Genomic DNA, 14,819 nt, shown 5'->3' on the forward strand with positions numbered 1-14,819 from the left:
CCGTCAGACGAGGCCGGCCTCCTGGGCGGCGATCGCCGCCTGGGTACGGGAGCGCAGGCCGAGCTTGGCGAGCACCCGGGAGACGTGCGTCTTCGTCGTCGCCTCGGAGATCACCAGCTCCGCCGACAGCTCCGCATTGGACAGGCCCCGGCCGAGGCCGGCGAGCACGTCGGTCTCCCGTGCGGTGAGCGTCTCCAGGCCCGGCACCGACGACGCCCGGGGCGCCCCCGCGTAGCGCGCGATCACCCTCCGGGTGATCTCCGGGGCCAGCACGCCGTCGCCACGGGCGACCGCGCGCACTCCCTCCTGCAGCCGCACGGCGTCCACCGACTTCAGCAGGAAGCCGGCCGCCCCGGCGGCGAGCGCGCCGTCCACCAGCTCGTCCAGATCGAACGTCGTCAGCACCAGGACCTGCGCCGATCCCGCGGCGAGGATCCGGCGGGTCGCCTCGATGCCGTCGATGCCGGGCATCCGGATGTCCATCAGGACGACGTCCGGCCGGTGCTCGGCGGCCGCGCGCACGGCGGCCAGCCCGTCCCCGGCCTCGGCGACGACCTCGACGTCCGGCGCCCCGCCCAGGATGAGCACCAGCCCGGTCCGCACCGCGTCCTGGTCGTCGGCCACCACCACCCGCACCCGTTCCACGGTCACATCCCAGCACGGCGGCAGCCCGGCCGCGTCCGTCGAAGGATGCAGGGGCGCGCCTGCCTCAGCCCGCGGCCGGGACCGGGGTCGCCGGGTTGCCGTCGAGGGCGGCGACGAAGCGCGGCACGGTCTCGTCGAGCGCCTTCGGCAGGCTCAGCACCGACCCGAACGACAGCGTGCCGTTCAGCGTGCTCATCTCGGGCATCAGGACCGTGCGCCCCTCGCGGACGACGCGCAGGCTCTGCACGACCGGGTCGGTGGTGAAACGCCGCTGGGCCTCGCCGCCGTAGAGCCCGACGAGCAGCAGGTCGGCCTCCAGCAGCGCGAGACGCTCGCGGCTGACCGCCTGCGGCGCCCGCTCCGGGCCGGTGAAGATCGCGGCGGTGGCCGGGGGGAGCGTGAAGCCCAGGTCGGTGAGGAAGCGCGGGGCAGGGCCCTCGGCGTAGACGTAGTAGGAGCCGTCCTCCAGCACCGTGGCCAGGAGCGCGGTACGCCCGCCGAACTCCGGGTGCCGGGCCCGCGCGTCGGCGAACCGTGCCTCGACCTCGCGGGTCAGCTGCGCGGCCCGCTCCTGCTGGCCGAGCGCGGCACCGGTCATCTCCATGATCTTCTGCCACGGTGCGCCGTAGTCGGCGAACTCGCCCGGCTGCGGCACGGTCGGCGCGATCCGGGAGAGCTGGTCGTAGTCGGCCCGGGTGATGCCCGCGCTGGGCCCGAGCACCAGGTCGGGGCGCAGCCGCACGATCTGCTCGAAGTCGAGCGCGTCCACCGGCAGCACCTCGGGGACGGCCGCGCCAGCCCGCTCGCGCGCCCACGGCCACAGGCCGCCGGGCTGGTTGCCGAACCACTCCCGCACGCCGACCGGCACGGTGCCGAGCGCGACCGCGTAGTCCTGGTCGGTGAGGCCGATCGTGACGACCCGCGTGGGCGTGCCGGAGATCTCGGTGCTGCCGAACTTGTGCGCGATCGTGCGGGCGTCGGGCGCCGGCGCCCCACCGGCGCCGCCGTCACCGGCACAACCGCCCAGCAGGGCGGCGAGCCCGAGACCGCCGGCTGCGCGCAGCAGGGTGCGCCGATCGAGGTGCAGGGACACGATGGGCCTCCGTCGTACGCGATGGTCGGACGCCCAAGTTAGCCAAGCCTCAGCTCATTCTCCATGTCGTGATGATCACCTCGTCCGGACGGGAGCTCGGCCCGGACCGCCCAGCCGTCGCCGTCGGGGCCGGCGTCGATCGTGCCGCCGACCGCGGCGGCTCGTTCGGCCAGCCCGGCCAGCCCCGTGCCGGCCCGGGTCCCGGGCGCCCGGGCGAGTGGCCGGGTGGCGGCGCCGTTGCCGATCTCGATCCGCAGCGGCCCGCCCGCCCGGCCGGTCGCCAGCCGGACCCGGACGGCGGACCCCGGGGCGTGCTTGATCGCGTTGGTCAGCGACTCCTGCACGATCCGGTAGGCGGTCAGCTCGACCGCAGCCGGCAGCTCGGTTCCGGCGGCCCGCTCGTCGTCGAGCCGCACGGTGAGGCCGGCGTGCCGCGCGTCGTCGACCAGCCCGTCCAGGTCGGACAGGCGGGCGGGGGCCGACGGCGGGTCGGCCGGGCCGCCGTCCCGCAGCAGGCCGATCATGGTGCGCATCTCGCCGAGCGCGGCCACCCCCGACTCGCGGACCGTGCCGAGCACCCGGCGCACCAGCTCGGGGTCGGCGCCCGGCTGCAGCGCCGCCTCGGACTGGAGCGCGATCGCCGAGAGCCGTCCCGCGACGACGTCGTGCAGGTCGCGGGCCATCCGGGCCCGCTCGGCGGCGACCGCGGCGTCCCGTTCCCGCTCCGCCGCCCGGGCCGCCTCCTCGGCGCGTTCCCGCTCGGCGACCGCGAGGTCCCGGTGCCGGCGCACCTCGGTGCCCCACAGCAGCGGGACGCCGACGATCAGGACCAGGTTGAGCAGGTGCAGCGCGGCGAGCCGGGTGCCCTGCAGGACCAGCGAGGCCAGCGCGAGCCCGGCGATCGCCAGCCCGACCGTGACGGCGATGATCCGCGAGGTGCGCCGGGGCGGGTACACCACGGCGCAGTAGAGCAGGTCGGTGAACACCGCGATCGTGCCGATGTCGGTCCCGCCGACCCAGAGCGGCCCGGCGAGCAGGGCGACGGTCCCGATCGCCAGCCCGACCGGGGCGAGGACCCGCCGGAGCACGACGCCCGCGCAGCCGACGGCCAGCACCAGCACCGACGCCGCCGTGACCGCGGTGTCGCGCGGGCCCCACCACGTGATCCGCAGTTCGGGCAGCCCCCACAGCAGCAGCACCCCGAGCGCGAACCAGGTCAGCGCCACACCGGCGTCCCGCCACGGCGATCCCTCGTCGCGGTCCGCCAGGAAGGAGATCACCGGCCCATCCCAGCACGACCACGGGCCCGCGGCGTCCGACGAAGGAGGTACGGCCGGGTCGGTCGCGCGCCCGACGACCGGGGGCGCGGGCGTGGGCACGCTCGTCGGCCATGGGGGACTCACTGCTCACCGTGCCCGACCGTCGCCTCGTCGCGCCGGACGTGCTGCGCGGGATCGCCATCGCCGGCACGTTCGCGACGAACGTCTGGGTGTTCGCCGACCCGCGCGGGCCCGGCGCGGTCCTCGCCGGGTACGCCGGTGGCTGGTGGCTCGACGTGCTGCTGCGTGCTGCAGCGAACGGGAAGTTCCTCGCCCTGCTCACCCTGCTGTTCGGGATCGGGATGGAGCTGCAGTACCGCTCGGCGGTCCGGCGGGAAATGCCCTGGCCCGGCCGCTACCTGGTCCGGGCGGGGATCCTGTTCACCGAGGGACTCCTGCACTACGTGCTGGTGTTCGAGTTCGACGTGCTGATGGGGTACGCGATCGCGTCGGTGCTGGTCGCGTGGCTGGTCGGCCGGTCGCGCGCGGCGCAGGTCGCGGCCGGCGCGGTGGCCGGCGGGATCGTGGTGCTGGTCGTCGGCGCGCTCACCGTCGCGGCCGCGGGGACGTCCCCGGGTGGCGTGGTGCTCCCGCCGTACCCGGCGACCTGGACCGGCCAGGTGTGGGTCCGGATCACCGAGGCGTGGCTGTACCGGATCGAGCTCGTGCTGATCGTGCCGTCGGCGGTGGTGCTGTTCCTGGCCGGCGCGGCCTTGCTGCGGGCGGGGGTGTTCGACGGCGGCGGCGCCCGGATCCGGCGGACGCTGATGGCGATCGGGGCGGCCGGCGTGGTGCTGAACGTGCTGACGGTGCTCGCCGGGCCGGCCTGGTTCGCCGTCGAGCGGTACCTGGTGGCGCCGATGGTCGCGGCCGGGCTGCTGGGGCTCGTCCCGGCGCTGCTGGCGCGGACGCGCGGGCCCGCCGGGCGGGTGCGGCGCGGGGTCACCGCGATCGGCCGGACCGCGATGACCTGCTACGTCGGCCAGAACGTGGCCGGGGCGGTGCTGTTCCACGCGTGGGGGTTCGGGCTGGCCGGGGCGCTGTCCACGGTCGCAGCGCCCGCGCGCACCGCGGCCGTCGCCGGGATCTGGGCCGCGGTGATGGTGGCGTCGGCGCTCGCCGCGTCGTGGTGGCTGCGGCGGTACGCCCGCGGCCCGCTGGAGACTCTCACCCACGCGTTCCTGGGGCGGCCCGCGGCCGCACACCCCTCCGCGCCCCCGCTCAGAGGTCGATCACGAGCCAGCCGCCGTGGTGCTCGGACACCGTGAACGGCCGCCCGGTGCGCTCACCGATCCGGCGCAGCACGCCGGTGTCGAACACCCGCACGTGCCCCCACGCCGGGTTCGGGCGGTCCTCGAACGGGACGGCGAGGACCACCCGCCGGCGGGCGAGCCGCAGCATCTCCGCGACCACCGCGTCGCACTCGGCCTCGGGCAGGTGCTCGACGAGGTGCACGGCGAACACGGTGTCCGCGCAGCCGTCGGGCAGGTCGACGGCGCGGGCGTCGGCCACCCGGGTCGCGAGGTCGGCGCCGAGCCGCGGGGCCATCCGGGCCAGCAGGTCCACGGTGCCGGCGGTGAGGTCGGTGGCGGTGACCCGGTGGCCGTCGCGGGCCAGCTGGAGGGAGAGGAAACCGAAGCAGCAGCCCAGCTCCAGCACGTCGTGCCCGGCGACCAGCGACCGCGCCCTGGCGTGCACCGGGGCCATCTCGGCGTTCGTGCCGCCCGGCTCCGGGACGCCGGCCAGGGCGTCGAGGGTGTTGCGGTAGAACGCGAGCCACGCGTCGTCGGGGGCGTCCGGGTCCGTCGCCGCGCTCGCGACGCAGGCCACGAACGCCTCCTCGAACCGTTCCGGCGGCAGCAGGCCGGGGCGGACGAGGGTGCGGTCCAGCCATCCGGCGAGGTCGTTGCTGAGCCGGTCGGCTCCGATCATCGGTAGCTCCATGGCGTTCGGGGAGCTCCCACGCTAGGGGCGGCGCGCGGGCCGCACCACGTCCGACCGGGGAGGCTCGGAACGCTCAGGCGGTCTGCGCGTCGGCGAGCCGGGCCTTCAGCTCGGCGTCCTTGTTGACCGGGTCGTGCGCCCCGTCGGGCGTGGTCCCGGCGGCGACCGCGATCTCGTTCATGGTGCCGACCATCCGGCAGAGGTGGGCGATCCGGCGCTCGTCCGAGTCGATCGGTGCGCCGCCGTCGAGCAGCGCGAGCGTGCGGTCCACCCAGATCACCTCGGCGTGCAGGCCGGCCTCCTCGAGCACCGACCGGAGCCGCTGGCGGATCTCGCGCCGGGACAACCCGATCCAGCCGTCCAGGGTGCGCGCGTCCAGCGGGAACAGCCGGCCCCGGTCACGCAGGTAGATCAGCTCCAGGGCGTGCGCGCGGCCGTAGGCGCAGTACACGCACCCGTTGGTGAGGGAGATGGTGAGCCCGGCGAGATGGGTCCGGACGGGGCCCAGCACACGCTGGGTGACCAGGAACCGCGGGAAGTTGGCGGCGAACCAGCGCAGCGCCGGTCCGCTGCCCATGGACGCGACCATCGCGGGGATCACACCCGGCGTGTAGCCCCAGAGCGCGGTGCACGCGCTTCCGACCAGGCGGACGGCCATCCCACCGTCACCCATCACCGGTACTCCCTCCCCGCAGGGGACGACCGAGTGTAACCCAGCGGTGCCCCGCGGTGGTCGGATGTCGACCGATCGGCACAGCGGGCCTGGTCCGCGGGGCGGAGGACGGTGATCGAGTGGGGTCAGCGGCCGATCAGCTCGCCCGCCATCTCGTTGGTCGTCGCCTCGAGTCCGGACAGGTCGCGGACGACGCGGACGCGGTCGCAGTACTCGGCGTAGGCGGGCAGGTCGCAGCGGCCCAGGCCCCACGAGTAGCGGGGCTCCGGGGTGAGCCAGATCGTCTCCCGGGCCCGGCGGGTGATCTCGACGAAGGCCTCCATGTTCGGGTCGTTGCCGTTGCCCCGGCCGTCGCCGAGCACGAGCACCGTGGTCCGCCGGGTGACGGCCGAGCCGTGCTCGTCGAGGAACTGCCCGAACGCCAGGCCGTAGTTCGAGTTGGCGTCGACGTCGAGCTGGTCGCCCCCGAAGATGAGCCCGAGGGCCTGCTCGACCGGGTGGTCGGCGAACAGCTCGGTCACCTCGACCAGGTCGGCCACGAACGCGAACGAGCGCACCTGCCCGAACAGGTCCTGCAACCCGTGCACCAGGTGCAGGGTGAACCGGGCGGTGGCCCGCACCGACAGCGAGACGTCGGCCAGCACCACCAGCCGTGGCTTGTCCTCCTGCCGCTGCACGGTGACCGGGGTGAACGGCACGCCGTCGTGGCGCATGTTCTTCCGCATCGTGCGCGCCGAGTCGATCCGGCCGCGCGGCGACACCCGGCGCCGGTGGGTGAGCGCCCCGTGCAGCGACTTGGCCAGCCGGCGCAGCGAGTCCTCCAGCTGCATCCGCTCGGCCTCGGACGCTCTGTCGACCTCGGAGGCCCGAGCCGAGCCGTCAGCGTCGTCGTGGCCCTCGACGATCCGCTGCTCGATCTCGAGCAGCTTCTCCAGGTGCGCCTTGAGCAGCTCGGGCAGGTTGTCCAGCACCCCCGCCAGCCGGCGGCGCAGGGCTGCGGCGTCGTCCTCGGTGCCCTGCTCCTCGGCGAGCCGATCCTCCTCGGCGTTGAGCCAGCCCAGCAACGCGTCCTGCTGGGCGACCGACAGGTCGGCGTCGACCTTGGTGCCCTGCGTCTGCGAGATGTCACCGGGCACGCCGCCGCCGGAGAACCGGTCGGTCTCGATCTGGACCCGCCTGCCGTCGGTGACGTCGTTCGCCTGCTCCTTGGACAGCACGATCTCGTCCGTCATCGAGGCCATGTCGATCTTGTTGGCCTCCTGGTGCAGGTTGTACTGCTCGGCCAGGTCCTCCGGGTCGAAGAAGTCCCGGATGTCGGCCGGTGCGCCGTGGTCGTGCCCTTCCTGCGGGGTCTCGGACGGCTCCTCGGAGAGCGTGAAGTCCTCCAGGGGCGCGTCGTCGGTCATGTCGCCGTGCCCGTGCCCGTGACCGTGCCCCGTCCCGGACTCGCCGACCTTGACCAGCGAGAAGAACAGGTCGAAGACCTCGTCGAAGGTCTCCTCGTCGCGCCGGTCCTTCACCAGCGCGACCCGCAGGGCCTCCTTGAGCACGGACCTGTCGGCGAGCACCCCGGGCTGGGCGGCGCACGCCATGGCGTCGAGCGCCTCCGAGACCGAGATGCGTACCGACCGGATCCGCAGGAGCCGGACGAAGCGGTGGATGCTCGCCTCCACGCGGCCCTCCCTTCGCGATGCGGGTCAGACCGGCCGCTTGCGGGAACCGCCGAACGAGCGGGACCCCTGGCCGGGGCTCACCGGCCGGGGCTGGGCGTTGCCCGCGGTGGCGGTCACGCCGCCGTAGACGGGGTGCCGGCCGGGTTCGTCCCGGGAGGCCCGCCTGGCACGGCCGTCGACGTCGCCGTCGTCCGGGCCGGCCGCACGTGCGGTGCGGGCCGGCGGGGTGTCGTCGTGGGTGTGGTCGCCGTCGTGGCCGTGCCCGTGTCCGTGGCCATGTCCATGGCCGTGCCCGTGGCCGTGCTCCTCGACGGAGGCGTTCGGGTCGACCAGCGCCGGGATGGCGTCGAGCGCCTTGCGGACGTCCTTGTCGTACTTGACGACCACCGACACCGTGTCGGAGAGGATCTGCGGGTTGAGCTCGTCCACGCCGAGCACCGCGAGGGTGCGGGCCCAGTCGATCGTCTCCGAGATGGACGGTGCCTTGCGCAGCTCCAGCTCCCGCAGCCCGCGCACCACGTTGACGAGCTCCTCGGCGAGCTGGTCGCCGAGCCCGGTCTTCTTCGACCGCACGATCTCCAGCTCGCGCCGGGCCGAGGGGTAGTCGAGGAACAGGTGCAGGCAGCGCCGCTTGAGCGCGGCGGCAAGATCGCGGGTGTTGTTCGAGGTCAGCAGCACGTACGGGCGGTGCTTCGCGCTGAACGTCCCGACCTCGGGCACCGAGATCTGGTACTCGCCCAGCGTCTCCAGCAACACCGCCTCGAGGGCCTCGTCGGCCCGGTCGACCTCGTCGATGAGCAGCACGCACGGCTCGTCGGAGCGGATCGCCTCCAGCAGCGGGCGGGGAGCGAGGAACCGCTCGGAGAAGAAGACGCTCTCCTGCGCCCCGATCCGCTCGACCGCGCCGGCGAGGTCGGGGGCGTCGGCGACGACCTGCCCGATCTTCTCGCGCAGGATCTGCGTGTACATGAGCTGCTTGCCGTAGTCCCACTCGTAGAGGGCCTTGGTCTCGTCCTGGCCCTCGTAGCACTGCAACCGCAGGAAGCGGCGGCCGGTGACGGCGGCGAGCACCTTCGCCAGCTCGGTCTTGCCGACGCCCGCGGGGCCCTCCAGCAGCAGCGGCTTGTCGAGGCGGGTGAGCAGGAAGACGGTCGTCGCCAGCCGGGTGTCGGCGATGTAGCCCTGCTCGCGCAGGGCCTCGACGACCTCGTCGACCGACTCGAACGGGCCGCCGTGGGCGACGGCGTCGGCAGCCGCCCCGACATCGGCCGGGGACGGGACGGTGCTGTCGACGGTGCTGTCAGCTGCCTCGGGCACGTGGCATCTCCTTCGCAGGCCGCACCGGTTCCGGTGCGGGAGGGCGCGCAGCCAGCAGGCCCACCCCCTCCGAGTGTCCCCGGAGTGGCGTGGGCCCGCTGGTGTGGACTGGGCGGACTGGCCGGACGATCAGGTCAGGAGGTCGTCCAGGTCGCCGTTGATCGAGTGCGCGACGACCGGCCGGACGGTCTCGAAGGTGCACTCCTTCGCGTTGCCCGGGGTGCAGGCGTCACCCAGGACGTGGTTGGTGATCCGGTCGATGTCGGCGTCGTCGCCGATGATCCTCGGCGCGTTCTCGTAGAACTTGGTCGGGCCCTTGCCCAGCCGGTTCTTCGAGTACGTGTCCTGCGTGACGTCGGCGAACTTCTCCGGGATGCCCACGTCGCGCAGCAGCCGGATGGAGGCCGCGAGCGCGGCGTCGGCGGCCTGCGGCTTGGTCATGCCGTGGGTGTCGATGCCCATCGCCTCGGCGATGTCGGCGAACCGCTCGTAGCAGACCGGCATGTTGAACGCCCACACGCGCGGCAGCGCGATGGCGTTGTTCAGGCCGTGGTGGGTGTCGTAGAACGCCGACACCGCGTGCGAGATCGAGTGGATGATCCCGAGGCCGCCGGAGTTGAACGCCTGCGCGGCGATGTACTGCGCGTACATCATGCCCTCGCGGCCGGCCAGGTCCTGGCCGTTCCAGACCGCCTGGCGCAGGTGCTGCGCGGTCAGCTTGATCGCGTGCAGCGCGTTGCCCAGCGACGGCTGGAAGTTCAGCCGGGAGACGTAGGGCTCGGAGGCGTGGGCGAGCACGTCGAACCCGCACTGCGCGGTGTAGTCGACCGGGCAGTCGTAGTACAGGACCGGGTCGTCGATGGCCAGCGAGGTCACCGACGCGTCGTCGAACGCCACGTACTTGTGCGGGTTGTCCGGGTCGGTCGTGGTGTCGGTGATGACGTAGGCCCACGAGGTCTCCGAGCCGGTGCCGGCCGTGGTGGAGACCGCGATGTGCGGCGGGTTCGCCGGGTTCTCGGACTTGTTGAAGCCCTCGAACTCGTTGACGTTGCGGCCGTCGTGGGCGACCGAGACGCGCGCACCCTTGCAGGCGTCGTGCGAGGACCCGCCGCCGATCGAGACGAACGAGTCGCAGTTGTTCTGCTGGTAGAGGCCCACAGCGTCCATGACGTTGTAGTCCTTGGGGTTCGACTCGACCTGGTCGTACACGACGACCTCGAGGCCGTGGTACTTCATCGACTCGACGATCTTGTGGACGACGTCCGTGCCCCGCAGGCCCGAGGTCATCACCAGGGTCTTCTTGAAGCCCATCTTCAGGGCCTCGGGGCCGATCAGCTCGTGCGAGCCGGGACCCATGAGTGCCCGGGGGAACGGGTGGAACTCCTTGATGGGGAACGGCTTGAGCAGCTCGTCTACCTGCATGTCAGCCCTTTCATCGGCCAGGCGGATGGGTCGGAAACCGGACCGTAGGACCGCGCGTGGTCGCCGGCACAGAGATGATCGCGATTACCCCTCGGGAGTCCGGGCAGGAACCCCCTCCGAACGGAGGGGGACGGGACGGTGCCGGACCCGGCGGCGCCGGCGTGACCGGGCCGGTCCGTCCCGGCATCGGCTAAGGTTCACCTCACCTAACTCGAGCGACCGCGCTGGAGGCGCCGTGACCCAGCCCCTGCCCCCGTACACGATCGGCCGGGTGGTGGGGGTCGAGCCGCTCACCCCGCGGATGCGCCGGATCACCTGCGCGTCCGACCGCTGGCGGGGTGCCCGGTCGATCGCCCCGGACCAGCAGGTGAAGCTGTTCTTCGCCCGGGACGGCGGGACCCCCGAGGTCCCCGCCGCCCCGGAGGACGGCAGCGGCATCGGCGGCTGGTACGCCCGCTACCTGGCGGTACCGGAGGAGCGGCGCCCGTGGATGCGCTCCTACACGGTGCGGGCCCTGGACCCGGACGCCGGCCGGATGGTGATCGACTTCGTGCTGCACGGCGACGGCTCGCACGACTCCGGCCCGGCGAGCCGGTGGGCGGCGCGGGCGGCGATCGGCGACGTCCTCGGCGTGCTGGGGCCCGCCGTCGCCGGCTACCGGAGCCCGTCCGGGCAGGCGGTCCGGCTGCTCGCCGGCGACGAGACCGCGCTGCCCGCGATCGCGGCCACCCTGGAGGCGCTCCCGCCCGATGTGCGCGCGGTGGCGGTGATCGAGGTCGCCGACGCCGCCGAGCAGCAGGAGCTGTCCTCGCCGGCCGAGGTGGAGGTGCACTGGGTGCACCGGCCGGCGTCGCTGATCGATGCGGTCCGGTCGGTGAGGCTCCCCGCGGGGGAGGTGTTCGCGTGGGTGGCGGGTGAGGCCTCGGCGGTGCGCGCCGTGCGCCGGCACCTGGTCGGGGAGCGCGGGCTGGACAAGCGGGCGGTGGCCTTCACCGGGTACTGGCGTCGCGACCTGACCCAGGACGACGCGCCCACCGAGCAGGACGTCGCGGACGCGACCGAGCAGATGGAGGCCGCAGGTACGACCGGGTGACGGTGGCTCCGGTCACGGCTCCGCTGCTCGCTTGACTCCCTCCGGCATCGGAACGACCATACATCCGCGCAATTGTTCAGATGTATGAGCCGAGGGAGCTGGTCATGACCCACGCCGTCGCCGACGTGCCGGGAGCCGTACCCGCGCCGATCCCGTTGCGGGAGATCGCGCCGTGGGCGTTGTTCGCCGGGACCGGACTGCTCGTGCTGCTGTACCTGGTCGGCCTGGACCAGGGGGTCACCTCGCTGGTGCCCGGCGAGATGATCCACGAGTTCGTCCACGACGGCCGGCACCTGCTGGCCTTCCCGTGCCACTGATGATCGTGCGATCGCTGCTGGTCCGCGGGATGCTCGCGGGCCTGGTGGCCGGGCTGGCCGCCTTCGTGTTCGCGCGCGTGTTCGGCGAGCCCGCCCTGGAGGCCGGGCTCGCCTTCGAGGACGCGCTGGCCCACGCGGCCGGCGAGCACCAGCACGAGGAGCTGGTGGGGCGCGGCGTCCAGGCCGGGCTCGGGCTCGGGGTGGCCCACGCCGTCTTCGGCATCGTCGTCGGCGGGATCGTCGCGCTGGCGTACGCGGTCGCCCGCGGCCGGCTCGGCCCGCTCGGGGCACGCGGGACCGCGGTGCTGGTGAGCGTGCTCGGGTTCGTCTCGGCGATCCTGGTGCCGATGGTGAAGTACCCGGCCAACCCGCCTGCGGCGACCGACGACGACACCATCGGCGCCCGGACCGGGCTGCACCTGCTGTTCGTGGTCGCGTCGGTGCTGCTCGCCGTGGCGGCGGTCGTGGTCGCCCGGCGGCTGGCCGAGCGGGCGGGCTGGTGGACCGCCACCCTTGCCGCGACCGGCGGGTACCTGGTCGTGATGCTCGTGCTCGGGGCGCTGCTGCCGGCGTTCGCCGAGACACCGCCCGCTTTCCCGGCCCCCGTGCTGTACGACTTCCGGATGGCCGCGCTCGGTGGTCACGCCGTCCTGTGGGGCGTGCTGGCGGCGGTGTTCGGCTCGCTCGCCGGCGGCCGGGCCGGCGCTCGGACCGGGAGCCCCGGCCGGGCCGCGGTCGGCTGACCGGTGTCACCGTCCGGGGTCTCGCCGCGCGGACGGCGTGGCGGGACACTCGGACCCTGCCGGTGACGAGGACAGGGGGTCGCCATGAGCGGGGACGCAGCGGTGATCGTGGGGGTCGACGGCTCCGGTCCGGCGACCGAGGCGGTGCGCTGGGCGGCCCGCGAGGCGGCGCGCCGCGCTGCGCCGCTGCGCCTGGTCGGGGTGCTGGACTGGGCGGCGTTCCGGCCGCTGGCCCGGCTGGCCGACCTGGAACACCGGGACCGCGAGCGCCTGCACGAGCACGTCAGCGGGTTCGTGACGGCGGACGCGGACGAGGCCCGCGCCGTCGCCCCGGACGTGCCCGTCTCCCAGGTGGTCCGCTCCGGATCGGTCCGGGAGGTCCTGCTGGCCGAGGCGGAGACCGCGCAGCTGCTGGTGGTCGGCAGCCGGGGGCACGGCGGGTTCTCCGGTCTGCTGGCCGGGTCGACGTCCCGGGCGATCTGCGCGCTGTCGCCGTGCCCGGTGGTCGTGGTCCGCGGTGAGGGCGAGCACGACGGGCCGGTGGTGGCCGCGTTCGACGGCTCACCGCCCGCGCGGGCCGCGCTGGCGTTCGCGGCCGCCGCGGCGGCGAGCCGGGACGCGACCCTGCACGTGGTGCGCGCCTGGACCCACGACACCGCCGAGGCCTGGATCATGGACATGGTGCCGTGGGACCAGGTCGAGGCCGAGGTGGACGCGGAGCTGCAGGCCGCGGTGCAGCCGTGGCGCGCCCGGTACCCGGAGCTGCGGATCGAGACCGAGCTCGTGCACGCGCACCCGATCCCGGCCCTGGTCCGGGCCGCGCGGGGAGCCCGGCTGCTCGTGACCGGGTCGCGCGGGCGCGGCGCGATCGCCGGGCTGCTGCTGGGCTCGGTCAGCCAGTCGGTGCTGCACGACGCGGAGTGTCCGGTGGCGATCGTGACCGCCCGTGGCGAGCGGGCCCCGGCCTGACGACCGGCGCGCGGACGGCCGGTGCATCCCCCGGCCGGACCGGGCCGGCCCGCGTTCAGCCGAGCCGGACCCGGTGGAACCGGGCCCACGTGCCGGTGTCCGGCCGGGCGGGCCGCACGCCGGACAGGCCGGCGGTGACCCCGATGTGCTCCGCGCCGTCCGACCAGACCGTCGCCGCGTCGCGCAGCAGCGCCTGGGCCCGGCGCAGGGCGCCGTCGCGGGCCCGCTCGTCCGGGGTGGCGGCGGCGGTCGCGAGCAGCCCGGCCACGTCCGGCCGGGCGGTGACCCGCCGCCCCGAGCCGGCGTCGTCGACCGTGGGATCGGGGTCGCCGCCCTGCGCGGCGGCGCGCAGGTAGAGCGGGATCGGCTGGGCCGGAGCCCGGCGGAACCGGATCCCCGGGACCGGCGCGGCATCCGGCGGAGCCGGCTCGCGGGGCTCGACGCGCAGGCCGACCTCCTCCAGCTGCTCGGCGAGCACCTCCGCCGCCCGGCGGGACAGCGGGTCGAACGGGTCGAGCAGCAGCGGCACGGTCGTGTCGCGCACCCCGGCGGCGGTGACCAGCTCGCGGGCCCGGCCGACGTCGCGGACGACCGGTGGCACGCCCGCCAGATGGTGGGCCAGCCCCGGCCCGAACAGGTCGTCACCGGGGGTGCCGAGGTCGAGCAGCACCGTGCGGACGAGCTCGTCGCGGTCGATGCCGAGCCGGAGTGCCTCGCGCAGGCGCGGGTCGTCGAGCGGGCCGGACCGGCGCCGCGTCCCGACGACCTCCAGGAACCGGGTCGCCGAGCCGGGGGTGGACACGACACCGGTCCCGGTGCGGCCGAGGATGCGCCGCACGCTGTGCGGGAACAGGTCGTGGGCGTAGGCGACGTGCCCGTCGAGCAGCGCCCGGTAGCGGTTCTCCTCGTCGTCGTCGACCAGGAACTCCAGCTCGCGGTGGTGTGCCGGGCCGAGCCAGTGCGCGTCGTGCCGGGTCAGGACGGCCCGGTCGCGGCCGGCGACCCGGAACGCGCCGGTGCCGACCGGGGCGTCGCCGCGGCCGCCGCGGACGATCCCGGTCCCGGGCGCGCCGAGGACCAGCGGGAACAGGAAGTCGGGGGTGCCGAGGACGATCTCCAGCTCGGTCGGCGAGACCGCCCGGCTGGCGTCGAGGTCCACATGTGACAGGAGGGCGGCTGCGGTCCCGCGGGTCGCCGGGTCGGTGATCCGGCGGAACGACGCCAGCACGTCGGCCGGGGTGAGCGGCCGGCCGTCGTGGGCGATCACCTCCCGCAGCCGGATCCGCCACCGGGTGCCGGTGCGGTCCGGCCCCACGGACGCGGCCAGGTGCGGGCCGGGGCGCATCTCCTGGTCCCACACGAGCAGGGTGTCCGCGACGGCGGCCGCCCGGGCCCGGTCCACGGGCCGCCACACGACGTGCGGATCCGGGACGTCGAGCGGGCCGAGCCCGGCGAACGCGACCGTCAGCCGGGACGTCGCGGGCGCGGCCGGTGCGCCGCAGGCCGCGAGTGCCGGCAGGCCGGCCGCCGCGACGGCGGCCCCGGTGGCGCGCAGGAAGGCCCGTCGGCTCAGTGGCACCCGCACAGCCTGCCGCAGGCGGCCCGTGAGTG

General features: G+C 74.6%; 14 protein-coding genes. 5 read left to right on the forward strand and 9 right to left on the reverse strand.

All coding sequences use genetic code 11. The features are described 5' to 3' along the window. Positions 1 to 3: 3 nt before the first annotated feature. Genes H7X46_RS28565 through H7X46_RS31040 form a run of 3 tightly spaced genes read right to left on the reverse strand, consistent with a single transcriptional unit; the run spans position 4 to position 3,018 of the window. Positions 4 to 651 carry a response regulator gene (locus H7X46_RS28565; RefSeq protein WP_370589034.1) on the reverse strand — a complete coding sequence of 216 codons (648 nt, stop codon included), beginning with the start codon at positions 649 to 651 and terminating at the stop codon, positions 4 to 6. A gap of 58 nt (positions 652 to 709) precedes the next feature. Then, entirely contained in the window at positions 710 to 1,738 is a 1,029-nt protein-coding gene (locus H7X46_RS28570) for an iron-siderophore ABC transporter substrate-binding protein (protein ID WP_222131466.1), read from the reverse strand. Between the two features lie 38 nt (positions 1,739 to 1,776). After that, positions 1,777 to 3,018, reverse strand: coding sequence for a histidine kinase (locus H7X46_RS31040; RefSeq protein ID WP_186362287.1), 1,242 nt, complete (start codon positions 3,016 to 3,018; stop codon positions 1,777 to 1,779). Positions 3,019 to 3,128: 110 nt separating this feature from the next. On the opposite strand from H7X46_RS31040, the gene H7X46_RS28580 reads away from it, so the two are divergent. After that, positions 3,129 to 4,325, forward strand: coding sequence for a DUF418 domain-containing protein (locus H7X46_RS28580; protein WP_186362288.1), 1,197 nt, complete (start codon positions 3,129 to 3,131; stop codon positions 4,323 to 4,325). On the opposite strand, the gene mftM is transcribed toward H7X46_RS28580, so the two are convergent. The 5 genes from mftM to mdo all read right to left on the reverse strand — a co-directional run bounded on the left by mftM (position 4,279) and on the right by mdo (position 10,086). Then, the gene (gene mftM / locus H7X46_RS28585) at positions 4,279 to 4,989 is read right to left on the reverse strand and encodes a mycofactocin oligosaccharide methyltransferase MftM (RefSeq protein WP_186362289.1); all 711 of its coding nucleotides are present in this window, start codon (positions 4,987 to 4,989) and stop codon (positions 4,279 to 4,281) included. The two genes, H7X46_RS28580 and mftM, sit on opposite strands and share 47 nt — an antisense overlap. 85 nt (positions 4,990 to 5,074) lie before the next feature. After that, entirely contained in the window at positions 5,075 to 5,674 is a 600-nt protein-coding gene (locus H7X46_RS28590; protein WP_186362290.1) for a hypothetical protein, read from the reverse strand. Between the two features lie 125 nt (positions 5,675 to 5,799). Next, positions 5,800 to 7,347: a VWA domain-containing protein gene (locus tag H7X46_RS28595; protein ID WP_186362291.1), complete on the reverse strand. Its 1,548-nt coding sequence runs from the start codon at positions 7,345 to 7,347 to the stop codon at positions 5,800 to 5,802. Positions 7,348 to 7,371: 24 nt separating this feature from the next. Then, on the reverse strand, positions 7,372 to 8,664 hold the full coding sequence (locus H7X46_RS28600; protein ID WP_186362292.1) for a MoxR family ATPase: 1,293 nt from the start codon (positions 8,662 to 8,664) through the stop codon (positions 7,372 to 7,374). Positions 8,665 to 8,793: 129 nt separating this feature from the next. Beyond that, positions 8,794 to 10,086 (reverse strand): NDMA-dependent methanol dehydrogenase, encoded by a 1,293-nt coding sequence (gene mdo / locus H7X46_RS28605; RefSeq protein WP_186362293.1) that lies wholly within the window; start codon positions 10,084 to 10,086, stop codon positions 8,794 to 8,796. 235 nt (positions 10,087 to 10,321) lie between these two features. On the opposite strand from mdo, the gene H7X46_RS28610 reads away from it, so the two are divergent. The 4 genes from H7X46_RS28610 to H7X46_RS28625 all read left to right on the forward strand — a co-directional run bounded on the left by H7X46_RS28610 (position 10,322) and on the right by H7X46_RS28625 (position 13,208). Further along, positions 10,322 to 11,179: a siderophore-interacting protein gene (locus H7X46_RS28610; RefSeq protein ID WP_370589036.1), complete on the forward strand. Its 858-nt coding sequence runs from the start codon at positions 10,322 to 10,324 to the stop codon at positions 11,177 to 11,179. 104 nt (positions 11,180 to 11,283) lie between these two features. After that, positions 11,284 to 11,496, forward strand: a complete 213-nt coding sequence (locus tag H7X46_RS28615) for a CbtB-domain containing protein (protein ID WP_186362989.1) — start codon at positions 11,284 to 11,286, stop codon at positions 11,494 to 11,496. Beyond that, entirely contained in the window at positions 11,496 to 12,239 is a 744-nt protein-coding gene (locus H7X46_RS28620; protein WP_222131467.1) for a CbtA family protein, read from the forward strand. The genes H7X46_RS28615 and H7X46_RS28620 overlap by 1 nt, the downstream gene beginning before the upstream one ends. An 84-nt stretch (positions 12,240 to 12,323) precedes the next feature. Next, positions 12,324 to 13,208 carry a universal stress protein gene (locus H7X46_RS28625; protein ID WP_186362295.1) on the forward strand — a complete coding sequence of 295 codons (885 nt, stop codon included), beginning with the start codon at positions 12,324 to 12,326 and terminating at the stop codon, positions 13,206 to 13,208. 55 nt (positions 13,209 to 13,263) lie between these two features. Here the strand turns inward: H7X46_RS28625 and H7X46_RS28630 are convergent, their stop codons facing one another. After that, entirely contained in the window at positions 13,264 to 14,787 is a 1,524-nt protein-coding gene (locus H7X46_RS28630) for an ABC transporter substrate-binding protein (protein WP_186362296.1), read from the reverse strand. Between the last annotated feature and the right edge of the window lie 32 nt (positions 14,788 to 14,819).

This window comes from Pseudonocardia sp. C8 (genome assembly GCF_014267175.1).
Lineage (GTDB): Bacteria > Actinomycetota > Actinomycetes > Mycobacteriales > Pseudonocardiaceae > Pseudonocardia.

Bases quoted from the DNA above. Each gene is read 5' to 3' on its own strand.
- H7X46_RS28620 (WP_222131467.1), top strand. From the start codon at position 11,496: ATGATCGTGCGATCGCTGCTGGTCCGCGGGATGCTCGCGGGCCTGGTG.
- H7X46_RS28615 (WP_186362989.1), top strand. From the start codon at position 11,284: ATGACCCACGCCGTCGCCGACGTGCCGGGAGCCGTACCCGCGCCGATC.
- mftM (WP_186362289.1), bottom strand. From the start codon at position 4,989: ATGATCGGAGCCGACCGGCTCAGCAACGACCTCGCCGGATGGCTGGAC.
- H7X46_RS28590 (WP_186362290.1), bottom strand. From the start codon at position 5,674: ATGGGTGACGGTGGGATGGCCGTCCGCCTGGTCGGAAGCGCGTGCACC.
- mdo (WP_186362293.1), bottom strand. From the start codon at position 10,086: ATGCAGGTAGACGAGCTGCTCAAGCCGTTCCCCATCAAGGAGTTCCAC.
- H7X46_RS28625 (WP_186362295.1), top strand. From the start codon at position 12,324: ATGAGCGGGGACGCAGCGGTGATCGTGGGGGTCGACGGCTCCGGTCCG.
- H7X46_RS28580 (WP_186362288.1), top strand. From the start codon at position 3,129: ATGGGGGACTCACTGCTCACCGTGCCCGACCGTCGCCTCGTCGCGCCG.